Raw genomic sequence first — 23,540 nt, 5'->3', positions numbered from 1 at the left:
GGACACATTTTTACACCTGAAGATGAAAAAACTACTCGCGGCTGTTGCCGCAACCGCCCTGACCTTGTCGGTCACTTTCTCGGCAGCAAGTGCCCAGACCCTTCCACCTCCAAGTGTCGCTGCAAAATCCTGGCTCCTGCTGGATGCATCGAGCAACCAGATCATGGCCTCGCAAGAAGCCGACATGCGCGTCGAACCGGCTTCGCTGGTCAAGTTGATGACCGCTTATCTGGCCTTCGCTGCAGTACGTGACAAGCGCCTCGACCTGAATCAGGAAATCAATGTTTCCGTGAATGCGTGGAAGGTCGACCCAAGCAGCTCCAAGATGTTCATTGAGCCGAACAAGCCGGTGTCGATCAACAACCTGCTGTACGGTCTGATCTCGGTCTCAGGCAACGATGCCGCCGTGGCGCTGTCCGAAGCCGTGTCCGGCACGACCGACGCCTTCGTCGTCCTGATGAATCGCGAAGCGCAACGCCAGGGCCTGACCGGCACGCACTTCAGCAATCCGCATGGTTTGCCCAGCCCGGACACATACACGACCGCACGTGATCTGGCGATCCTGTGCCGCAACCTGATCAACGACTTCCCTGAGTTTTACAAAACCTATTACTCGGTCAAGAAGTTCACCTACAACAACATCACCCAGCCGAACCGCAATCGTCTGCTGTGGCTCGATCCGACCGTTGACGGCATGAAGACCGGCCACACGGAAAGCGCCGGCTTCTCGCTGATCACGTCGGCCAAGCGTCCGGTCGCCAACGGCGAGCGCCGTCTGATCTCGGTAGTCATTGGTACCGTCTCCGATCAGGTTCGCACACAAGAAAGCCAGAAGCTGCTGAACTGGGGCTTCCAGAACTTCGACGCTGTGAAGCTTTACAGCAAAGGCCAGGCAGTCGATACGCCTGACGTCTGGAAGGGTTCGCAAGGCAAGATCAAGATCGGTTTCATGCGCGATGTCTACGTAACGGTACCGAAGGGCACGGCCGACAAGATCAAGCCGCGAGTTGAGCGTAACGATCCACTGATCGCGCCGATTTCGGAAAACGCCAAGGTCGGCACCCTGAAGATCATGATCGACGACAAGGTGGTCACCGAATTGCCGCTGGTGGCATTGGAGTCCGTTGGCCCTGCCGGCATCTTTGGCCGCGCCTGGGATTCGATGCGCCTGCTGTTCAAGTAATATCCGTGCACGATGCTGCGGTGAGATGTTTCATCTGATCTCATCGCAGTATCGGCAGCGCAATAAAAAAGCCACCTCACGGTGGCTTTTTTACGTTTGGCTTACTGCTGAAACGAATACTTCATTCTCTGTCAGGCTGCATCAGGCTGCGACAGCTTCTTTTGCTGCAACCGGTGCTTCTTCGGGAGCCGAAGTGCGGATCAGGTGATCGAAAGCGCTCAGCGCTGCTTTGGAGCCTTCACCAACAGCGATCACGATCTGCTTGTACGGCACCGTTGTCACGTCGCCTGCTGCGAACACGCCAGGAATCGAAGTCTGGCCCTTGGCGTCGATTTCAATTTCGCCGTGCTTGGACAGAGCAACCGTACCCTTGAGCCATTCGGTGTTCGGCACCAGACCGATCTGGACGAAAACACCTTCCAGTTCGACATGCTTCACTTCACCGCTGACGCGTTCCTTGTAGCTGATACCGTTGACCTTCTTGCCGTCGCCGGTGATCTCGGTGGTTTGCGCCGAGGTCACGATGGTGACGTTAGGCAGGCTCTTCAGCTTGCGCACCAGCACGGCATCGGCTTTCAGTTCCGCGGCGAATTCCAGCAGCGTAACGTGGCTGACGATGCCGGCCAGGTCGATTGCCGCTTCCACGCCGGAGTTGCCGCCGCCGATGACAGACACGCGCTTGCCCTTGAACAACGGACCGTCGCAGTGCGGACAGTAAGCGACACCGTGATTGCGGTATTCGCGCTCGCCCGGCACGTTGACTTCGCGCCAGCGTGCACCGGTCGAGAGGATCACGGTCTTGCCCTTGAGGACGCCGCCGTTGGCCAGCTTGACTTCGATCAGACCGTTACCCGGCACCAGTGCTTCGGCGCGTTGCGTGTTCATGATATCGACGTCGTAGCTACGGACGTGCTGTTCCAGCGCGGTGGCGAATTGGGGGCCTTCGGTTTCCTTGACGGAGACGAAGTTTTCAATCGCCAGCGTGTCCAGCACCTGGCCGCCGAAACGTTCTGCAACCACACCGGTGCGGATGCCTTTGCGTGCTGCATAAATCGCAGCTGCGGCACCTGCCGGGCCACCGCCGACGATCAGCACGTCGTAGGCTTCCTTGGCGCTCAGCTCTTCACCCTTGCGCGCTGCGGCGCCGGTGTCGAGCTTGGCGAGGATCTCTTCCACGCCGGTACGGCCCTGGCCGAACACTTCACCGTTCATGTAGACGGTCGGCACGGCCATGATCTGGCGCTTCTCGACTTCGTCCTGGAACAGCGCGCCGTCAACGGTCACCGAACGGATGCGTGGGTTAATGATCGACATCACGTTCAGCGCCTGCACGACTTCCGGGCAGTTCTGGCAGGTCAGCGAAATATAGGTTTCAAAGGTGTAATCGCCATCCAGATTGCGGATTTGCTCGATCACCTTGTCGTCGAGTTTGATTGGGTGGCCGCCGACTTGCAGCAGCGCCAGCACCAGCGACGTAAATTCGTGGCCCATCGGGATACCGGCGAACTGCACGCTGATATCGGTACCGGGGCGATTCAATGAAAAGGACGGCTTGCGTACGGCGTGATCGTTGCGTTCTACGAGCGTAATGCGCTCGGACAGCGTGACGATTTCCTGCAGCAGCTCCTGCAACTCACGAGACTTGGCGCCATCATCCAGCGACGCGACGATCTCGATAGGCTGCGTGACCTTTTCCAGGTAGGCTTTTAATTGGGCTTTGAGATTGGCATCCAACATGGTGATTTCCACTTTCCTCTGATGTGAGATTTCAATATTGTCCGGACTCCGCCGCTCGGCCTCGTGAGCTCTGCGGCGTTGCTTGCGCCGAGCCCGGACTGGTACTTCAGTGTTTGCTTCTTTACTTCTTATCTACGACGTTAAATCGTTGAGTAAGCGTACCGAGCGGTTTGAAATCAGGCCGCGCAGTAGCTTAATCGGCGATTTAAATTAGATCTTGCCGACCAGGTCGAGGGAAGGCTTCAGAGTTTCTGCGCCTTCAGTCCACTTCGCTGGGCAAACTTCGCCTGGGTGCGATGCAACGTATTGTGCAGCCTTGACCTTGCGCAGCAGTTCGGAAGCGTCGCGGCCGATACCGTTGTCATGGATTTCCAGAACCTTGATCTGACCTTCTGGGTTGATCACGAAAGTACCGCGCAGTGCCAGGCCTTCTTCTTCGATCAGGACTTCGAAGTTGCGAGCCAGTGTTGTTGTTGGGTCGCCGACCAGTGGGTATTGCACTTTCTTGATGGCGTCCGACGTGTCGTGCCATGCCTTGTGCGCGAAATGGGTGTCGGTCGACACGCCGTAGATTTCAACGCCCATTTTTTTGAATTCAGCGTAGTTGTTGGCCAGGTCTTCCAGTTCTGTCGGGCAGACGAAAGTAAAGTCAGCTGGGTAGAACACGAACACGGACCACTTGCCCTTCAGGCTTGCTTCGGTGATGTCGACGAATTTACCGTCGTGGTAAGCAGTTGCTTTGAATGGCTTGATTGTCGTATTGATCAGGGACATTGCATTTCCTTTACTTAGGGGTTGAAAGAGAGTGAAGAGATAGTAAAGCGCCTCTATATATTAATCAAATTTATTTGTTTAATACTTTCGATTGCATTTGACTATCGACATTCGTATGAAGCGGCATTCTGCGTGTAACAAGGGATAAGACGCATATGGGCACGAAGCCGTCAGAAACAACCAGCTCTGCCCTCCCTGCTGCGCCGCCAAAGGCGATCGCTTACACTGCTGACTTGCCGTTCAGTAGAAATCGGGAAACGAGCTTCGTTCCCGCCGCAATATTACTTCAGCACGGCAACACGCGTGTGACGAGTCCGATACCGAGGGCAAAGACAGGGCTAACGACAAGATGATGAACAAACCGACCGCAACCAGCCGCGCCGATTATCCCCACTTCCACCCGCTCCAGACGCGCTGGATGGACAACGACGTCTACGGCCACGTCAACAATGTCGTCTACTACAGCTGGTTCGATACCGCAGTGAATCATTTCCTCATGGAAAAACAAGCGCTGGATATCCCCAACGGCGAGGTCATCGGCCTGGTCATTGAAACGCATTGCAATTATTTTGCGCCGGTCAGCTTTCCGGATACGGTGCATGTGGGCGTACGCGTTGCCAGTATCGGCAACTCCAGCGTGCGCTATGAGGTGGGGATTTTTCGCGAGAACGACGCAACGGCGGCAGCACAAGGCCATTTCATTCACGTCTATGTGGACGCAGCAACGCGTCGCCCGGTGAAGGTGCCGGATCACATGCGCAGCGTGCTGCAGACTATCTTGCCGGCATAAAAAAACGGCCACCGACATCGTCGGCAGCCGTTTTCCTTAACAGTGTGCAGCGGTCAGATCACTGAAGCCCATCAGGCTGCCAGCTTCTTCTCCAGCGCCACTTTCACTTCAACCAGTTCCTTCGGCAAGTTGTGCTTCAGCTTGTCGAACAACTCGGTGTGCAACTCAACTTCCTTGGCCCAGGCCGCCTTGTCGATCGAGGTGATCATGGCGAACTGTTCCGGCGTGAAGTCGATGCCGTCCCATTGCAGATCTTCGTAACGTGGCGATACGCCGAAGATATGCGGTGTACCGCCAACGCGCACACCCTGCGGATCTTCGATGCGTTCCAGCATCCACTTCAGCACGCGCATGTTGTCGCCGAAGCCAGGCCAGACGAACTTGCCGTCTGCATCGGTACGGAACCAGTTGACGCAGTAGATCTTCGGCAGTTCAGCCGGCGAGGCGGCGATCTTGCGACCCAGGTTCAGCCAGTGCTGGAAGTAATCGCTCATGTTGTAACCGGCGAACGGCAGCATCGCAAACGGATCGCGACGCACCACGCCTTGTTGACCAACGGCGGCGGCGGTGGTTTCGGAGCCCATGGTCGCGGCCATGTAGACGCCTTCCACCCAATTGCGTGCCTCGGTCACCAGCGGTACGGTCGTCGAACGGCGGCCGCCGAAGATGAAGGCCGAAATCGGCACGCCTGCCGGGTCATCCCATGCAGCGTCGATCACAGGATTTTGTGTCGCGGCGACGGTGAAGCGCGCGTTCGGATGGGCAGCCTTGCGGCCGGTTTCCTTAGCGATTTCCGGTGTCCAGTCCTTGCCTTGCCAGTCAAGCAGATGCGCGGGCGGGACCGAAGTCATGCCTTCCCACCAGACATCGCCGTCGTCGGTCAGCGCGACATTGGTGAAGATGGTGTTGGCGCGCAGCGATGCCATGCAGTTGAAATTGGTTTTTTCGTTGGTGCCCGGGGCAACGCCGAAATAACCTGCTTCCGGATTGATCGCGTACAAGCGACCGTCTTCACCTGGTTTGATCCATGCAATATCGTCACCGATGGTGGTGACTTTCCAGCCGTCGAACGACTTCGGCGGAATCAGCATCGCAAAGTTGGTCTTGCCGCACGCCGATGGGAAGGCTGCCGCGACGTAGTGCTTTTTACCTTCGGGCGATTCCACACCGAGGATCAGCATGTGTTCTGCCAGCCAGCCCTGATCGCGGCCCATGGTCGAGGCGATACGCAGCGCGAAGCATTTCTTGCCCAGCAGCGCATTGCCGCCGTAGCCGGAACCATAGGACCAGATTTCGCGGGTCTCTGGATAGTGGACGATGTACTTGGTGGCGTTGCAAGGCCAGGCGACATCTTTCTCACCGGGTTGCAGTGGCGCGCCGACGGTGTGTACGCATGGCACGAAGTCACCATCGGTGCCCAGCACGTCATACACGGCCTTGCCCATGCGGGTCATGATGCGCATGTTCACGGCAACGTAAGGCGAATCCGACAACTCGACACCAATGTGCGCGATCGGCGAACCAAGCGGCCCCATCGAAAACGGTACGACATACAAAGTGCGGCCGCGCATGCTGCCGGCAAACAGACCGTTGAGGGTCGTGCGCATTTCGGCGGGGTCGGTCCAGTTGTTGGTTGGGCCGGCGTCTTCCTTGTTCTTGGAACAGATAAAGGTACGATCCTCCACACGCGCCACGTCCGACGGATCGGAGCAGGCCAGGTAGCTGTTAGGACGCTTTTCCTGATTCAGCTTTTTCATGGTGCCGGCGGCGACCATTTCAGCGCACAGGCGGTCGTACTCTTCCTGCGAACCGTCGCACCAGTAGATGCTTTCCGGCTTGGTCAGCGCGGCGATCTCAGTGACCCAGTTGATCAGTTTTTGGTGTTTGACGAAAGCGGGGGCGTTCACTGCTGCGACGCCTTCCATGACAGGTTGATTCATAAACACTACCTCCAATGCCTAAAGTTAAATCGAATTCGTTGGCACGGCAGGATCGTCGTTGCATGCAGCCGGCGAGGCGGGTGACGCCATCAGCCGGTGGTACGGCGGTCTTGTCGAATGCAGTCAGGTCATGACTGCGTGGCTGCTCGCGGAGTAGGCGAGCGGGCCGGGGGAGCCATGGTCTTTACTGAAACCGTTCATAAATGCGCTGCAAGGTGTTGCTCCACCTTGTTCCGCAGCCACTGCTTTTATGAAAATCAGGCGGCGATTGTACACCCGCGCCCCGCTTAATTGTAGTGAAAAGTAACCGACTAATGTAGTAGGAAATACGCTTTTAGCGCGATCGCGTTTTTTCATTACGAAGCAGTGCAGCAAAAGGGATGACGCCCGGATTCAGTGCCGATTTCATCTGCCGAAACCTTACTGAATGGACACCGCCGGTGCATCAAAGTGCCACAGGACAAACAGCCGATTTGTTGTCAGTGTCTGACCGACATTGCTGTGCAGCAGCAAAGAGAAAAATGATGCCGAATGAAGAGAATGATGCCTAAAAGACACCAGCGAAGACACCGGCGACGAAATCAACGAAAGCCTTGATTTTCGCCGCCCGGTGATGCTTCTGTTGAAACAGCACCGACACATCCGGCCCGGGCGCCAGCCAGTCCTGCAACACCGGTATCAGTTCGCCGTCGCGCACCGGCGGAATCAGCGATACCGACATCTGTTGGACAAGTCCGTACCCCGCCTTGCCGGATTCGATCAGCGACTCCACATGATCCATCGCCAGCGCCCCTTGCGGGATATGCGTGTAAGTATCTTTGCCTTTGACAAATTGCCACGGCCGCACCATGCGCGACTTGGGATTGAGAAAGCCGAGACAGGCGAAATCAGCCAGCTCCTGCGGCGTCTTCGGCGCACCATGACGCTCGAGAAAAGCCGGCGATGCGCACGTCATGAAACTGGTCTTGAAAATGGTCTTCGCAATCAGATTGGAGCTGGACAGATCGCCGATGCGGATCACCACGTCGACGCCCTCGTCCACCATGTCGATCATGCGGTCGCCGACGGTAATCTTCAGCGCGATATCGGGATACTGCGCAAGAAACTTGGGCAACGCCGGAGCAATGTACTGGCGACTGATGACGCTCGGCATATCGACACGCAAGGTGCCGGACGGCGTCGCGTTGGACTGCATGAGTCCTTCTTCCAGCTCACTCATGTCGCCAAGTAATTTCAGCGCCTGCTCATAGCATTGACGCCCTTCCGCAGTCAGCGACATGCTGCGCGTGGTGCGGTTGAGCAGCTTGATGCGAAAGTGCGTCTCCAGTGCGGAGACCTGGTTCGTTACCGACGACGTGGAGATGCCGAGCCTGTCCGCGGCCCGGCTGAAACCGCCCGCTTCCACCACGCTGCAAAACACTTTCAGGGCATCCAGTCGGTCCATGCGTTTCTCTCTTCGTTTTTTCTTCGGTTTTCTCTTTTTTAACCGGCAGTTTTATCCGCATTGCGTGCCGTTCCGGGACGCAATCGATTATCCACGTTTTCATCATTCTGTATTGCCGTCTGCCCCGTTTTTCTGCGGGCTATCTCTCTCTAGACTGGCTCCATCGCTGAAGACCTGCACCTCGGCGCCCAACCATCCCTCTTGAAAGGAAACATCGTGAACACCACTACCATGCAAGCCGTCCTGCTCAATGCCCACGCCACTGCGCTGCAGATCACCGAAGTGACTCGTCCTGTCGCCGGCCCTGACCAGGTATTGGTGCGTATCCGCGCCAGCGGCCTGAATCCGCTCGACGCCAAGATTCGCGCCGGCAAGGCCGGCCACGCCCAGGCGCAACTGCCGGCAGTCCTCGGCATCGACATGGCCGGCGTGGTCGAAGCCATCGGCGCTGGCGTCTCCGGTTTCAACATCGGCGACGAGGTCTACGGCATGACCGGCGGCGTTGGCAGCGTGCAAGGTTCGCTGGCGCAATTTGCCGCCGTCGATGCCGACCTGCTGGCGCACAAGCCATCCAACATAGCCATGCGCGACGCCGCCGCTCTGCCACTGATCTTTATCACCGCCTGGGAAGGTCTGGTCGACCGCGCGCACGTCCGCGCCGGTCACAAGGTGTTGGTGCATGGCGGCGCCGGCGGCGTCGGCCATATCGCCGTGCAGATCGCCATTGCCTTTGGCGCCGACGTCTATGCCACCGGCTCGGCCGAGCAACGCGACATCATCACCGGCTACGGCGCCACCTTCATCGACTATCGCTCCGCGACGGTCGATGAGTACGTGCAGCAATATACCGACGGTGAAGGTTTTGACATCGTCTACGACACCGTCGGCGGCGCCACGCTGGATGCCTCCTTCATTGCTGCGCGCCGTTACCACGGTCACGTCGTCAGCTGTCTCGGCTGGGGCACCCATGCATTGGCGCCTTTGTCGTTCCGCGCCGCGACTTACTCAGGCGTCTTTACACTGATGCCGCTGCTGACCGGCAAGGGCCGCGCACACCACGGCGAAATCATGGAAGAAGCCGCCAAACTGGTCGAAGCAGGCAAGGTCATCGTGCAGGTCGACGCTCGCCGCTTCAGCTTCGACCAGGCTGATGCCGCTTATGACGTGATCGATGCCGGCGGCGTACGCGGCAAGCTGGTGATTGACATCCCGGCCTGATCCGCTTTCATTGAAAGGCCGCGGCAAAAATCCGGCGGGCGATTTATGATGTGACTTTCCTCAACAGCGACCGCCCTCCGGAGACAATATGAAGATCGCCATTCTCGACGACTACCAGGACAGCGTCCGCCAGCTCGACTGCTTCAAGATGCTGGACGGACATGACGTCAAAGTGTTTACCAACAGCGTGCGCGGTGCCGGACAACTGGTCGCTCGCCTGACGCCATTCGATGCTGTTGTGCTGATTCGCGAACGCACGGTCTTCAACAAGGCGGTGCTGGAAAAGCTGCCTGCGCTGAAACTGATTTCACAAACCGGCAAAGTCAGCGGACACGTCGATGTTGCCACCGCTACCGCGCAACGCATCGCCATCGTCGAGGGCGTCGGCGATCCGACCGCACCGGCGGAACTGACCTGGGCGCTGATCATGGCCGCTGCGCGCCGCGTGCCGCAATACGCCGCCAACCTCAAAGCCGGCATCTGGCAGCAAATCTCCGCCGTACCGGAACACAATCCTCTCGGCGTCGCCCTCAAGGGTCGCACGCTCGGCATCTGGGGCTACGGAAAAATCGGCCGCATGGTGGCCGGCTATGGCAAAGCCTTCGGCATGAAAGTGGTGGTGTGGGGACGCGACGCCAGCCGCACGCAGGCACAGCAAGACGGCTATACCGCCGCAGCGAGCAAGGAAGAATTTTTCGCGACCGCTGATTTCGTCTCAGTACATCTGCGCCTCAACGACGCCACGCGCGGCATCGTCACCGCAGCAGACCTGGCGCAGATGAAGCCGACGGCAACCTTCATCAACACCAGCCGCGCCGAGCTGGTGGCTGAAGGCGCGCTGGAAGCAGCGCTGCAACAAGGCCGTCCCGGTTTCGCCGGGCTCGATGTTTTCGAAACCGAACCGCTGCCGCAGAATTCACCGCTGCTGCGCATGGATAACGTGGTGGCGACGCCGCATCTCGGCTACGTTGAAAAAGACGGCTACGAGTTGTACTTCCGCGCGGCGTTTCAGAACATCGTCGACTTCGCCAACGGCACGCCGAAGAATGTCCTCAATCCTGAGGCGTTGGCTTGATGCGAACAGGCCTCGGCGGCGCATACGCCAAATGAGGCGCGTGCGACACTTTCCATAAATGCGCCCAGCCGGGCGGCCATGGCAACGGCGGTCCGGCATAGGGTGCGACACCGCGACGCACGGCGATCACGGGCAGATGTTCCGGCATCTGCCCCGTGTGATCCCAGCCCAGACTGAAGGCATAGTCAGGCAGCAAAGCATCACACACCGACGCAAACCAATCCGTGTGATCCTCATCTCTTCCCAGCGCCTGCGCCAACCCATGCGGATCGAATTGCGCCAGCGCGCTTGCCAACTCCTGCGCACTTGCGCCAGGTACATCGCCCCAGCCAAAAATCGGATTGAAGTTGTAATCCGCTCCGGAGCCATACCAGCCTTCGCGCCACGGGCGTTCATTCCAGTGCCGCGGGCCGGCGAACAAATGCCAACGCCAATGCAGACCAGATGGTTTGGGCCAGCTATATAAATACAAACGCTGGTAACCGGCCGCATGCAACTCGCGCACCATCGCCATCAGCCGCGCATGCGGCATGCGATCCGGCGGCGCACGGCGAAACAGGATAGGCGTGCCGTCTGCGTGCTGCACTTCATCCGACGACAGATTCAAGTCGAGCGTACGCACCTCGCTGCCGAAGCGCGCAGAAATCCACCCCGTCAATAAATTGACGGAGACGATAACGCCATAGCCGCGATGACGATGAAAGATGACGGTGCCGGGAGCGATCGGTTTCATATCCCCTCGATTTTATCCAACTATAAAAAATCTGACTGACGGCGTCATGACTATTCTGTGACGCCGAGTGGACTTAGGTGCCTCTCCTTTCGCGAAATTCAACCGCCTGATTTTTATTGATCAGCAAAAGGTCCTCGAAATTTCCTTTCGGAAACTTTAAAAACCCAGTCTGTATGCGGCTTTGCGGACGATCTTGTAGACAACATGAATGTCGTTTCGCCAATAAAATGCGTGGCACGCAATTTGCGTAATGACAATTGAGCGCCGGCACCAGCTCAGAAATTTATATAAAACATAAGCACGGCGCGGATAGGTTCTGACGAACTTCTTCAACCAAGGGACAACAATGAGTGAGCACGTAGCAATTCAAACAGAGACTTTCTTGCCGTACATGCGCGATGTGACGAAATGCGAACAGTCGTTGCAGGAACTGAACCTCATGTGGCGCGTGATTGAGGCCTCGGCCAAAATGAATTGCCCCAGCGAGGCCAAGACCATCCTGCCGACCATGGCGGCAACACGCACCGGCTTCAGCCGGCTTGAACGCGAGTTGGTCGTCAGCCTCGTTCAGGAAAAAGTCCGCAACGTGCTCACCGAGATCGGCACCAAAGCGCAATACGTGATCGACATCGTGGTTCGCAATCTGTTTGAACGGACAGCCGATGTCGGCTTCCTCGCCACTGATCGCGAACTGTGCAATTTCGTCGCCGGCATTACCGATAACGCCGACGCGATTCGCTATCGGCTGCGTGAGTACCGCAATAAATACACCGTCTATGACGAAATCATGCTGCTCGATACCGAGGGCAACGTACTCGTGCAAATCGATCCGTCGACACCGCTGGAACACAGCGCTGACGCGCTCATCAGCGAGACACTCAATTCAGATACCTATGTCGAAACCTTCCGCTTCAGCGACCTGCGTCCGGGCAAAGAGCGCGCGCTGATTTATTCGCGCCGCATGCAGCATCCCCAAACTGGTGCGGTGGTTGGCATCCTGTGTCTGTGCTTCCATTTTGAAGAAGAGATGGCCGGTATCTTCTCGTCACATCGCGACGCGGAATCGCGCTCCAACATGCTGCTGCTGGACGCCGACAACCGCGTCATCGCCAGTGCCGACAAGCTGTGGGTTCCGGTCGGCACCGAAGTGCCGGTCAACCGCGACGGCAACGCATCGCTGATGCTGTTCTGCGGTCGTGAATATCTGGTGCGCACCGTATCTTCCGATGGATATCAAGGTTATCCAGGCCCCGTCGGCTGGCAAGGCCAGGTGATGATTCCGGTGGAAGTCGCATTCAGCGGTGTGATCAGCGATGCGCTGACCAAGCTGCCGTCCGACATCGCCGAGGGCTTGCTGTCGCATGCGGAGTCTTTCTGCCCGCCGCTGTTCGACATCATGACTGCCGCCAAGACCATTCAACGCATCGTGTGGAACGGTCAGGTCATGACCGCCGGCCAACGCGGCGAAATGCTCAAGCTCAAGACCATCCTCGATCAGATCAGCGAGACCGGCAACCGCAGCAACGAGCTGTTCGCGCAATCTATCCACGATCTCTATCAGACCGTGCTGGTATCGGGTATGCGCGACGCTGAATTCACCACCAGCCTGCTGGTCGATTTGCTTGATCGAAATCTGTATGAGCGCTCCGACGATTGCCGCTGGTGGGCATTGACACCGGAATTGCGCACCGCGCTGGCGCAGCCGGAACAAGATCAGGCAACGGTAGAGAAGATGACCACTATCCTCTCCTACATCAACGGTCTTTACACTGTGTACACGCGCATCTTCGTCTATGACCGCCATGGCCGCATCGTCGCCAGTACCGGGGATAACGCTGCTGCAATGATCGGCGCTCACGTCGATGAAGACAGCCTCAATCAAGTGCTCTCGCTGCGTACGCAACAGCAGTATTACGTCAGTCCGTTTTCTGCAACGTCGCTGTACGATGGCAAGAACACGTACATTTATCACGCAGCGATTCGCGATCTCGACAACGAAGCGATTGTGGTCGGCGGCATCGGCATCGTATTCGACTCGACGCCGGAGTTCGCCAACATGCTGGCCAGCGGCATCACCGGCAAAAAGAATATGACCGCCTTTTACATCGACCGCAACGCACGCATCATCTCGACGACAGATGACAAGCGTGCGGTCGGCGACATCCTCGACATCGATCCCGCGTTGCTGGCCATTTCCAACGGCGGCCGCGCGTCGCAGGTGACCGTGCATGACAACGAATATGCAATCGTAGCCTGCTCCGTATCGAGCGGCTATCGTGAATTCAAGGTCAGCGACGGCTATCAGGAAGACATCATCGCGGTGGTGTTTGAATCTTTCGGCGCGGTGCAAGGCACCGGCTCGCAAACCGACAGCCGCCAATTCCTGCTGGATACCGACCCTGCCATCACCGACGGCAACGAATACGCGACCTTCTTCAGCGACAACAATCTGTTCGCCATCTCGGCCGCGCATGTTGTGGAAGCCGTTCCGTACAGCGCGGTACTACCGACTTCCATGGGCTCACGCGCAGAACAGATCGGCGTACTGGGTCTGCAACGCGACGGTGTAGACGATAAGCGCACAGAATTCATCTGGGTCTTCGATCTGGGCCAGATGATGCGCGGCACGCGCTCGGCCGTCAGCGGCAGCAGCCAGGTCATGATCGTGAGAGAAGGCGAACATACCATCGGCCTGCTTGTCGACGAGTTGCACGCCGTACCGCAATTCAATCCGGGTCAGATCATGCACACGCCGTTCGCCATGCAAGGCGCATCGATGCTGGTGACACAAGTCATCAAGGCCAACAACGGCCAGTTGCTGATCCAGGCCATCGATGTCGAGCGCCTGTTTGCGCTGCTGATCGACGGCCAGATCCCGATGCCGCCTGAGGTGGCGGAACAAGCCGCTGAAAATACCGGCTCGACGCTGCAGCTCATGGCAGCCTGAGTCCGCTGAGTGCTGTCGCTGGCGAGATGTGGGGTATGATGGCGGGGACTCGTTTTCCTGATTCGTCACCATCATGACTTTACGCATCATCGCCACCGGCGGTACCTTCGACAAACACTACGACGAAATCGCCGGCCAGCTCGGCTTCGCCAATAGCCACCTGCCGGCCGTGATTGCACGGGCGCGCCTGACTGTCCCGGCCACACTGGAAGAACTGCCCCTGCTCGATTCGCTCGATATGCAAGACATCGACCGGCGCCGCGTACTCGCGTCATGCGACCGCTCCGAAGAAAACGCCATCGTCATCATCCATGGCACCGATACGATGCAAGACACTGCACGCGTATTGGGCGCGGCGCAACTGGCAAAGACCATCGTGCTGACCGGAGCCATGATCCCTTACGCGATTCAGGGCTCGGATGCGCAATTCAATTTTGGCTTCGCCTGCGGCGTCGCGCAAGTGTTGACGCACGGTGTCTATGTGGCGATGAACGGCCGCGTCTTCCCTTGGGATCAGGTGCAGAAGAACCGCGTCGCCGGCGTGTTCGAACCGATTGAGCCGCAAGACTGAATCAACTTTTCAGTAGTCCATAAAAAAGCGAGGCTGAAGCCTCGCTTTTTATCATCGTCACAACCAGTAGAAGTCGCTACAAAATGAATCTGGCTAGGCGCACCGGTGCAACAACGCCAGCTTCATTTTTAGCGGCTTCTACGATCAGAACCGGTGTTGCATGCCCAGTGTCACACCGGTCTGGCTATTGCCAAACCCGACGTCATCACGCGACAGGCCAACCAACTGATTGTTCTTTGCCTTTGCATAGGCGCCGCTGGCGTACAGATCGGTGCGTTTGGACAAGGCGTATTTCAGACGCAGCGAATACATGATCGGGTCGGCATCCTTGACCAGGTTTTTCTGGTTCTGATAATAGATGGTGCCGATCAGACTCCATGCCGGTGTGAACTTGTAGGTCGCGCCACCCCAGTAGAAATCGCTGCGCAGATCAGCCGCGCCGGTCGCCAGTGTCTTCTTGAAGTAACGATAGCCGAGGCTGAACTTCAGCGATTCCATCGCCTGATAGCCGGTGGCCAGATGTACCGTCGTGGTCTTGTCGTACGCGCCGCCGGCAACCGCTGCTGTACCGTTGACGCGATCATAAGTGGTCGCCAGCGAGAAAGGACCGTTGCCGTAAGCCAGACCAACGCCATACTTCGACGTGTCGTTGACACTGCCTGCAACTTCGCCGAAACCATACATTGCGCCGATCTTGAAGCCGCCGAAATCACCCTGGTACTTGATCATGTTCGACACGCCGGTCGGCATCCCATCCTTGCGGCCGCCGGTAGCACCGGCCGACGTCACCCACGAATACTGCGCCGAATAACCCATCGGATCGAAGGGCAGAATGAAGTCATACGTGGTGCTGAACGAACGTCCGGCGACCACACGCCCGAAGGCGCCCTCCAGACCGACGTTGGACTGGCGGTTGAACAGCTGGTTGGCGTCGCCGTCGAAGGCGCCGGTATCAAGCTTGAAGCCGTTTTCCAACTGGAAGATCGCCTTCAGTCCGCCACCCAGATCTTCGGTTCCGCGAAAGCCGATGCGCGACGTGTTCATTGCACCCGAGCTCATACGCGTAACGCTGCCGCCCTGGGCGCTTGCGTTGTTGACGTACTCGATACCAGTATCGATCAGCCCGTAGACGGTCACATTGCTCTGCGCCGCTGCCATGCCGCTGACGGCTGACAAGATTGCTGCTGCCAATAATTTCTTCTGCACTCTTTCTCTCCTTGATGAAAATCGTTTTTATGGTTGTGTTGCTTTGCGTTGCTTTGATGCGATGTGTTGAAGCACAGGCAGGCGGCCGTCCCGTCTATGCGTCACATGCATCAAATCAGAATGCCCAGAGCGCTTGCTCCGGCAGAGTCAGCCAGTACTCGCCCTGCTCCAGCTTGTGCGGCGCGTAGGCGCGCAAGCCGACCGTTGTGCTGTCCGCGCTTTTGGCTTTGAACAAGCACTCCCAGCGATCGCCCAGGTACATGCAGGTCGATAGCGGAAGACGAATGGCGTTGTCGGTCTGGTGATCGGCGATACGGACTTGTTCGAGACGGATGATTCCGGTGACGTCGCTGCCGGTATTGCTGCCACGCGCCGTGGCCAGCACGGTGCCTCCTTCGACCTGCAAGGTGACGCGCTGACCGTCGCGCTGCAACACCTTGCCGGGCAGACGATTGTTGCTGCCCATGAATTCGGCGGTGAACAGCGTGTCCGGCGTCTGGTACATGCTTTGCGGCGTGCCTTGCTGTTCAATCTTGCCGTTGTTAAGCAACAGGATGCGATCCGAAATCGCCATCGCCTCGCCCTGGTCATGCGTGACCATCAGCGCCGACAGGCCGAGGCGCACGATCAGTTCGCGCAGGAAGGCACGCGCTTCTTCACGCAGCTTGGCGTCGAGATTGGACAGCGGTTCGTCGAGCAGAATGACTTGCGGGTTATAGACCAGCGCACGCGCGATGGCGACGCGCTGCTGCTGACCGCCGGAGAGTTGATGCGGAAAACGTTCGCCCAGATGACCGAGGCCGAGTTGCGACAACACGGTCTTCACGCGTTCAGCGATTTCGCTGCTGCCCATCTTGCGCAGTTTGAGGCCGTAGGCGACGTTGTCGAACACAGTCTTGTGCGGCCACAAGGCATACGACTGAAACACCAGACCGAGATTGCGTTCTTCTGCTGGTATTTCCAACTTGCGTGAACCGTCGAAGACACGACGCTCGGCGATATCGATGGTGCCTGCCTTGGGCGATTCCAATCCTGCTACGGCGCGCAGCAGCGTGGTCTTGCCGCTGCCGGAAGGGCCGAGCAACGCGACCACTTCGCCGCGCTGCAATTGCATGGAGACACCCTTGAGAATCGGATTGGCGCTGGCGCCGCTGCCGTAGTCCAGGTGCAGGTCGTTGACGGTAAGTTCTGACATGATGATTCCTTTGATTGCAGGCTGCGACGATCACACCGCAACCTCGTGTATTGAGTAAGTTAATCGTGCAATTTGATACCGAAGCGCAACGCGATGCCGAGACCGATCGCGACGAGTGTGATGTTGATGAACGACAGCGCCGCCACCAGTTCCACCGCACCGGCCGCCCACATCGAGACGATCATCGAGCCGATGACTTCGGTGCCCGGCGACAGCAGGTACACGCCGGTGGAGTACTCGCGCTCGAAGATCAGAAACACCATCAGCCATGCGCCGAGCAAGCCGTACTTGACCAGCGGCAGCGTGACGTCGCGCGTGACCTGGCCACGCTGCGCACCGACGGCGCGCGCCGCTTCTTCCAGTTCTGGGCCGACTTGCAGCAAGGCGGTGGTGATCAGGCGCAGACCGTAAGCCATCCACACCACGGAATACGCCAGCCAGACGGAGAAAATAGTGGAGCGCAACTCGCGTAACTGAGGAATGAAATTCTCGACCAGCCAGCGCGCCACATCGTTGTCGAAGCCTTTGAGGAAGCTGTCCAGCAGCGAAGGCACGAACAGGAAAACCCACAGGAAAGACAGACCGGCCAGCAGCCCCGGCACCGCACGCGGCACCAGCACGCTGTAATCGAGGAAGCGGGTGATACCGTCGTTCTTGCGATGCATCGCCAGCGCAATCGCGCTATAGCAAGCCACCGCCACGGCACCGCCGATCACGCCGATCAATACGGTGTTGATGATGCCGCGCACCAGCGAAGGCTGACTCCAGACATCACGGAAGTTTTGCAGCGTCAGTACATCGAGCAGTGTCACGCCGTCGCCCCAGTGAGACACGAAGGTGCGCAGGGCAATGCCCGACAGCGGCACGATCACGGTGAACAGCAACCACCCGGCGATCAATGCGAAGGCAATCCAGCGCCACTTGCCCAAGGGCAGCGCTTTCTGGCGTGCGCCCTTGCCCTTGATCGAGACATATTTGTTTGCCGACTTCAGCAACCAGCGTTGCAGCATGACCAACGGCATGGTCACGGCGACCAGACACACGGCGACGGCTGCCATCAGATGATACGAAGGCGTGCCAAGCTTGTTGGTGAGTTTGTAGAGATAGGTCGCCAATACCAGATGGCCTTCCGGATCGCCGAGCACCAGTACCAAACCAAAGACTTCGAACCCGAGAAAAAACACCAGCACGCCCGAATACGCCAGCGCCGGCATGATCATCGGCAGCGACACATTGAGTGCCACCTGCAGCGGCGACGCGCCGGCAACGCGTGCGGCTTCCTCGACGTCCGAACCGAGACTCTTCAATGCTGCCGAAGCGTACAGATAGACGTGCGGCACGTGAGTCAGACCGGCGATGACGACGATGGCCGGGAAGGAATACACATTCCAGGGATCGCCTTCGAAGCCGAAAACAGACAGCAGGTTACGCATCCACACCGTATAAAAACCGACCGGCCCCATGGACACCACGTAGCCGAATGCGATCACCATCGGCGACACAAAGATCGGCACCAGCAGCATGGGCGCAATCCAGCCGCGTCCCGGCAGGTCGGTGCGCACCATCAGGAACGCCAGCATACCGCCCAGTGGCACCGCAATCAGCGCCAGGCCGGAAGCAAGATAGAAACCGTTGACGAAGGCCTGGCGAAAATCCGAGTCATCAAAAATGAAGCGATAGGAATCCAGGGTCAGCGTCTTCACCGGCGCGAAGAACGGCGCCGACAAGAAGCTCTGATAGAAAATCAGCAGCAGCGGCACGAAGATCGCCAATGACGCCAGCGCGACTACGACCCCGCGCGGCCAGTTCAGGCGTATGCGGAAACGCTTGGCTGCGGGCTCGATGCGATCGGTGGTTGAAAGTATTTGCATAAGTCTTGCTACCTAAGAAATAGACACGGCCTCTCCCCTGCGTATCCGAAAATCCGGACAAGCCTTCGGCCAGGGAGGGCGCAAAAGCGGCTTCCCAAACGAAGAGTGATGAGCGGTGATGTCTTGAAAACTGCAACCCGACCGGTTAGCCGGGCTGCTTGTTACGGATCTTGCGGATCTTGTAAATCGCGCCCGGCGGCTTATTTCTTGCCGGCGGCGTCCTTCCATTGCTTCAGGAAAGCCAGACGCTTGGTCTGATCCAGGTACTCCAGCAATTCGGTGTTGACCGGCATTGGCTTCAAGGCCGATCCCAGTTGTTTGTTCAGATCTGCCGACGTTGTTGCGCCGGTCACGTCAGCACGGATGGCGAACAATTGCGCGTCGTTGGCGATGATGGTCTGGCCGCGCTTGGACAGGATGTAGTCCATCCAGAGCTTGCCGGCATTGATATTCTTGGCTGACTTGTTGACGAAGATCACGCGCGACAACACCAGGTTGTAATCCTTCGTGAAAGCAATCCCGATCGATGGATCTTTCTTGGCGCGGGTCAGCGCATAAGGACCGAGGATGTTGTAGCCGATCAGGTTTTCGCCGGAAGAAATGCGTTCCAGCATGGTACCGGTCGACGACTGCACGCGCACCGCGACACCGCCCAGCGCTTTGGCGAAATCCCAGAATTGCGGATTGAGTTTCATGTCGTGAGTGATCAGGCTGAAACCGACGCCGGACTTTTCAATGTCGTAGGTGGTGACCTTGTTCTTGTACTTGTCGAGCTTGGTGGTCAGCAGCTTGGTGAATTCCGCATGCGTGGTCGGCACTTCGGCTTCCGGCACCAGACGCTTGTTGTAGACGATGGCGGCGGGTTCGTAGGTGGTGCCGTAGGCGGTATCTTTCCAGTTCGCCCATGCCGGGATGGCGGCGGCTTCCGGTGACTTGTAGGCCAGGCCATAACCTTCCGATGCCAGCTTGACCTGCAGGTCCATCGAGGACGACCACATCACGTCGGCAGTCGCACCGCCGGCAGCCGCTTCGGAAATGAAGCGGTTATAGACTTCGGTGGAGTTCATGTCGTTGTACTCCACCTTCACCGTTGGATACAGCGCGCTGAAATCCTTGATGAGCGCTTCCGCCGCCTTCGAGTCCGTGGTGCTGTAGACCACCACCTTGCCTTCTTTCTTCGCCGCGTCGACCACCTTGGCGTAGTCGGCGGGATAACCAGCCGGCACCTGCGCCAAAGCGGCCGAGGACAAACCTGCCAGCGGCAGAGCCAGGGCCAGGGCGACAGTGATACGACGCTTCACGAATACACGAACGGACATGCGAAATCTCCTTTAGATTTTATGGTGGGCAGGGAGAGCCCGGTCAACGCGCTTATCTGACCAGCCCCAGTTCCTGCGATTGCTTGCGATATTGTTCGACGACCTTGCGAACGTATTCAGTCAGTTGCGGCCCCGTCATCGAAAAGGGATAGAGTCCGCTGGCAGCGCGTTGCCGTTTGAATTCCTCCGTCGCCATGGCACGGTCGAAGATGCCGACCCAACGCTGGTAGTCGGTGTCTGATGCGTGTGAACTCATGTAGAAGCCGCGAATGATCGGCCACACCACGTCGAAACCCTGCTCGCGTGCGGTGGCAACGCCGGACAGCGCGCCGGGCAGGCGGTCTTCCGACAGCACCGCGAGGATGCGGAACTTGCCTTCCTTGATATAAGCTGCAGCCTCGGATGCGTCACCGGAAATCACTTGCACGTGATTCGCCTGCAAAGCGGTGAATGAATCTCCACCGCCTTCCAGTGCAACGAAACGAAAATTCTTGGGGTCGATGTCGGCGCGACGGGCGATCATCGCTACCTTGAGCCAATCCTGGCTGCCCACCGTGCCGCTGACGCCGATGGTGATCTTGCCGGGATCATTTCCCATGGCGTCGACCAGCTCGCGTAAATTCTTATAGGGCGCGTCGCTGCGCACGGCGATCATGCCGTAGTCAGTGCCGACACCTGCCAGCCAGCGCACGTCGGATACAGCGGCCTTGCCGTATTTGCCTTGCGCCAGATTCAATAGTGATCCGCCGGAGAACGTCACCAGCGTGTCCGGCCCGCCGCGCCGCTGCGACACGACCGAGCTCCACGCCACGGCACCGATACCACCAGGCAGATAGCTGATCTTGATCTCCGGTGCGCCGTCTTTTGCAGACAGCACCTTGCGCATCATCTTGCACGCGCCATCCATCCCGCCGCCCGGCTTGGCCGGGACAATGCACTCCGTCGCCTGCGCGGAGATGGCGCATAACAAAAGCGCGCAGGCAAGCAGCAAGCTCCGCAGGAGCCAATGCCGGATGGTCGAAGTCATCACGGCAGTCAGGCGCGATGCAAAGTGGCGAAAACGTGGCGCAACGAATACGTGAAAGCGCGTATCGGGATCATGCTGTGTCTCCAATATAGGATTTTTATTTTTATTGATTTGATGATGTGGGCGCATGCTACCTGCCCAAACTTTCATTCGGCTTTCAGTGCTGTGAAAGAATCCGACGAGTATGTCGATCCGACGCAAACCCGCTATTGCAAAGGCCCGGCTTCTGTTAGCATCCGCAGCTATCCGTGTTTTCACCGTGCTGCGCTGTGACGATTGATTCATGGCTTCCGTCCTTGTATTCGTTTGTTGTCTCATTGCGTTGCACCATCTTTTTTCATTGTCATCATGCGCATCCTATTGGTTGAAGATCACGTCGAACTCTCCCGCTGGCTGTCGAAGGCTTTGCAGGATGCGCATCTCACCGTCGAATGCGCGGCCAACGGCGCCGATGCCGACAGCCTGCTGCTGACCCAGGAATATGCGCTGGTCATTCTGGATTTGACGCTGCCCAAGATGGATGGGCTGGAAGTACTCAAACGCTTGCGTGCACGCGGCAGCCGCACGCCGGTGCTGATCCTGACGGCACGCGGCGGACTCAATGATCGCGTCAACGGACTCAATCTCGGCGCCGACGACTATCTCGCCAAACCCTTCGAACTGGTGGAATTGGAAGCGCGCGTCAAAGCGCTGCTGCGACGCGCACAGGGCAATGAAACCGTTACCGTCAATTGCGGTGCGCTCAGTTTCGATACGGTATCGCGCATGTTCACCTATGGCGGCGCCATGCTGGCGCTGACGCCGCGCGAGCATGCCGTGCTCGAAGCACTGATCACGCGCGCCGGCCGCACCGTGGCAAAAGAGAAATTGTTTCAGGAAGTGTTCTCGCTGGACGACAACGCCAATGTCGACGCCATCGAAATCTACATCCACAGACTGCGCAAAAAACTCGACGCCATCGACGAAGGCCGCGTCTCCATCACCACCCTGCGCGGCCTCGGTTATCTGCTGCAGGCCGCCGGATGATACGGCATTTTGCCATGACCAGACTCGGCAGTCTGCGCAGCCAGCTGATGCGCTGGCTGCTGGTGCCGCTGCTGATTCTGGTGGCGGTCGACGCCGTGTCGGTTTACTACAACGCGCTGGAAGTCGCCGACATTGCCTACGACCGTTCGTTGCTGGCGTCGACGCGCGCGCTGGCCGAACGCGTCTCTATCGTCAACGGCCACGTCGTGGCCGACGTGCCCTATGTGGCGCTCGACAGTTTCGAGACCGACACGCTCGGTCGCATCTATTACAAGGTCACCGGCGTGAAAGGCGAATTCGTTTCCGGCTACGACGATCTGCCGCCACTGCCCGCCGATGTGAAACGCTCGGAAGCTTATCCGGCGCTGGTGCGTTTTTATCAGGCGGATTATCACAATCAGCCGGTGCGCATTGCAGCGCTCTATCAACCGGTCTACGACGACAGCATGCGCGGCATCGCATTGATCCAGGTTGGTGAGACCATGGATGCGCGCCGTGGCATGACGCGCAAGATCCTGTTCGACACCATGTGGCGTCAGGGCGTGCTGGTAGTGGTTGCCGCGCTGCTGGTATGGTTTGCCGTGCGTTTTGTGCTGCGGCCGCTGATGCAATTGCGCAGTGATGTCGAATCGCGCGCGCCGACGGATTTGTCCGACTTCGATCCCGACCGCGTGCACAAGGAAATGCGCCCGCTGGTGCTGGCCATGAACGGTTACATGGAACGCCTGCAAACCCTGATCACCGGGCAGCGCCGTTTCATCGCCGATGCATCGCATCAGCTGCGTACGCCGCTCACCGTGTTGAAGACGCAAGCGGAACTGGCACTGCGCGAGTTCGACCGGGCGCCCAATGATCCACGTGCCTTGCATGAACTGCGTGAGCTGGTCGAAAGCATTGCCGGCACCACCGACTCCACCGTGCATCTGGCCAATCGTCTGCTCACGCTGGCGCGTGCTGAACATGGCGCGGCGGAAGGCGGCATCGCACCGGTCTCGTTGACAGGCGCAGCGCGGCAGGTGGCGCTGGAACTGGCCCAACACGCGGTAGCCAAACATATCGATCTGTCTTTCGATACTGATCACGATGTACTGATCGATGGCAGCCCGCTGCTGCTGCACGAACTGGTCGTCAACCTGCTCGACAATGCGATCCGCTATACGCCTGCGCACGGCAAGATCGGCATGCGCGTCGTCGAACAGCGCATTGGCGATGACCTGTATGCCGTACTGGAAGTGGAAGACAACGGCCCCGGCATTCCGGCTGCCGATCGCGAGCGCGTGTTTGCGCCCTTCTATCGCGCACCGTCGGCGCAACTTGCCAATCCCCATGGCGCCGGCCTGGGCATGTCCATCGTGCGTGACATTGCGTCGGCCCATCGCGGTGAGATCATTCTCTCCGACAGCGCGAACAATCCGGGATCAAATCAGGGGCTGATCGTGAAGGTGCGCTTCCCGGCATCCTCGCGTAAATAGCACTCAAATAAT

At 58.3% G+C, this 23,540-nt stretch carries 18 protein-coding genes; 8 read left to right on the top strand and 10 right to left on the bottom strand.

What is annotated here, in order from left to right:
- Positions 1-22 precede the first annotated feature (22 nt).
- Positions 23-1,183, top strand: a complete 1,161-nt coding sequence (locus hmeg3_RS02780; protein ID WP_094562384.1) for a D-alanyl-D-alanine carboxypeptidase family protein — start codon at positions 23-25, stop codon at positions 1,181-1,183.
- A gap of 141 nt (positions 1,184-1,324) precedes the next feature.
- Here hmeg3_RS02780 and ahpF read toward each other — a convergent pair whose 3' ends face one another.
- Both ahpF and ahpC read right to left on the bottom strand, forming a co-directional pair.
- Positions 1,325-2,920, bottom strand: a complete 1,596-nt coding sequence (gene ahpF / locus hmeg3_RS02775; protein WP_094562383.1) for an alkyl hydroperoxide reductase subunit F — start codon at positions 2,918-2,920, stop codon at positions 1,325-1,327.
- A gap of 210 nt (positions 2,921-3,130) precedes the next feature.
- Positions 3,131-3,694 carry an alkyl hydroperoxide reductase subunit C gene (ahpC, locus tag hmeg3_RS02770; RefSeq protein ID WP_007879356.1) on the bottom strand — a complete coding sequence of 188 codons (564 nt, stop codon included), beginning with the start codon at positions 3,692-3,694 and terminating at the stop codon, positions 3,131-3,133.
- A gap of 352 nt (positions 3,695-4,046) precedes the next feature.
- Here ahpC and hmeg3_RS02765 point away from each other — a divergent pair, with 352 nt between their 5' ends.
- The gene (locus tag hmeg3_RS02765) at positions 4,047-4,484 is read left to right on the top strand and encodes a thioesterase family protein (RefSeq protein ID WP_232511830.1); all 438 of its coding nucleotides are present in this window, start codon (positions 4,047-4,049) and stop codon (positions 4,482-4,484) included.
- 71 nt (positions 4,485-4,555) lie between these two features.
- On the opposite strand, the gene hmeg3_RS02760 is transcribed toward hmeg3_RS02765, so the two are convergent.
- Positions 4,556-6,424, bottom strand: coding sequence for a phosphoenolpyruvate carboxykinase (GTP) (locus tag hmeg3_RS02760; RefSeq protein WP_094562381.1), 1,869 nt, complete (start codon positions 6,422-6,424; stop codon positions 4,556-4,558).
- 547 nt (positions 6,425-6,971) lie between these two features.
- Positions 6,972-7,868, bottom strand: coding sequence for a LysR family transcriptional regulator (locus hmeg3_RS02755; RefSeq protein WP_094562380.1), 897 nt, complete (start codon positions 7,866-7,868; stop codon positions 6,972-6,974).
- A 231-nt stretch (positions 7,869-8,099) separates the two neighbouring features.
- Here hmeg3_RS02755 and hmeg3_RS02750 point away from each other — a divergent pair, with 231 nt between their 5' ends.
- Together hmeg3_RS02750 and hmeg3_RS02745 are read left to right on the top strand one after the other, a co-directional pair.
- Complete coding sequence (locus hmeg3_RS02750; protein ID WP_094562379.1) at positions 8,100-9,086, top strand: zinc-dependent alcohol dehydrogenase family protein; 987 nt, start codon at positions 8,100-8,102, stop codon at positions 9,084-9,086.
- An 88-nt stretch (positions 9,087-9,174) separates the two neighbouring features.
- Positions 9,175-10,161 (top strand): D-2-hydroxyacid dehydrogenase family protein, encoded by a 987-nt coding sequence (locus hmeg3_RS02745; RefSeq protein WP_094562378.1) that lies wholly within the window; start codon positions 9,175-9,177, stop codon positions 10,159-10,161.
- Here the strand turns inward: hmeg3_RS02745 and hmeg3_RS02740 are convergent.
- A complete protein-coding gene (locus hmeg3_RS02740) occupies positions 10,139-10,894 on the bottom strand; it encodes an L-asparaginase (RefSeq protein ID WP_094562377.1) in 756 nt (251 codons plus the stop codon). The two genes, hmeg3_RS02745 and hmeg3_RS02740, sit on opposite strands and share 23 nt — an antisense overlap.
- A 346-nt stretch (positions 10,895-11,240) precedes the next feature.
- On the opposite strand from hmeg3_RS02740, the gene hmeg3_RS02735 reads away from it, so the two are divergent.
- Positions 11,241-13,841 (top strand): chemotaxis protein CheW, encoded by a 2,601-nt coding sequence (locus hmeg3_RS02735; RefSeq protein WP_094562376.1) that lies wholly within the window; start codon positions 11,241-11,243, stop codon positions 13,839-13,841.
- A 73-nt stretch (positions 13,842-13,914) separates the two neighbouring features.
- Entirely contained in the window at positions 13,915-14,412 is a 498-nt protein-coding gene (locus hmeg3_RS02730; RefSeq protein WP_094562375.1) for an asparaginase domain-containing protein, read from the top strand.
- Positions 14,413-14,556: 144 nt separating this feature from the next.
- Here hmeg3_RS02730 and hmeg3_RS02725 read toward each other — a convergent pair whose 3' ends face one another.
- The 5 genes from hmeg3_RS02725 to hmeg3_RS02705 all read right to left on the bottom strand — a co-directional run bounded on the left by hmeg3_RS02725 (position 14,557) and on the right by hmeg3_RS02705 (position 21,030).
- Positions 14,557-15,618: a porin gene (locus hmeg3_RS02725; protein ID WP_094562374.1), complete on the bottom strand. Its 1,062-nt coding sequence runs from the start codon at positions 15,616-15,618 to the stop codon at positions 14,557-14,559.
- Between the two features lie 115 nt (positions 15,619-15,733).
- Positions 15,734-16,813 carry an ABC transporter ATP-binding protein gene (locus hmeg3_RS02720; RefSeq protein WP_094562373.1) on the bottom strand — a complete coding sequence of 360 codons (1,080 nt, stop codon included), beginning with the start codon at positions 16,811-16,813 and terminating at the stop codon, positions 15,734-15,736.
- Positions 16,814-16,872: 59 nt separating this feature from the next.
- A complete protein-coding gene (locus tag hmeg3_RS02715; protein ID WP_094562372.1) occupies positions 16,873-18,684 on the bottom strand; it encodes an iron ABC transporter permease in 1,812 nt (603 codons plus the stop codon).
- 200 nt (positions 18,685-18,884) lie between these two features.
- Positions 18,885-20,003 carry an ABC transporter substrate-binding protein gene (locus hmeg3_RS02710; RefSeq protein ID WP_094562371.1) on the bottom strand — a complete coding sequence of 373 codons (1,119 nt, stop codon included), beginning with the start codon at positions 20,001-20,003 and terminating at the stop codon, positions 18,885-18,887.
- A gap of 52 nt (positions 20,004-20,055) precedes the next feature.
- Positions 20,056-21,030 carry a tripartite tricarboxylate transporter substrate binding protein gene (locus hmeg3_RS02705; protein ID WP_198361838.1) on the bottom strand — a complete coding sequence of 325 codons (975 nt, stop codon included), beginning with the start codon at positions 21,028-21,030 and terminating at the stop codon, positions 20,056-20,058.
- A gap of 348 nt (positions 21,031-21,378) precedes the next feature.
- Here hmeg3_RS02705 and hmeg3_RS02700 point away from each other — a divergent pair, with 348 nt between their 5' ends.
- Positions 21,379-22,056, top strand: coding sequence for a response regulator (locus hmeg3_RS02700; RefSeq protein WP_094562370.1), 678 nt, complete (start codon positions 21,379-21,381; stop codon positions 22,054-22,056).
- A 14-nt stretch (positions 22,057-22,070) separates the two neighbouring features.
- The gene (locus tag hmeg3_RS02695) at positions 22,071-23,528 is read left to right on the top strand and encodes a sensor histidine kinase (RefSeq protein ID WP_232511829.1); all 1,458 of its coding nucleotides are present in this window, start codon (positions 22,071-22,073) and stop codon (positions 23,526-23,528) included.
- Positions 23,529-23,540: the final 12 nt, after the last annotated feature.

Source organism: Herbaspirillum sp. meg3, assembly GCF_002257565.1.
In the GTDB taxonomy this organism is placed as follows: Bacteria; Pseudomonadota; Gammaproteobacteria; order Burkholderiales; family Burkholderiaceae_D; genus Herbaspirillum.
This window is presented reverse-complemented; position numbering and strand designations above follow the sequence as displayed.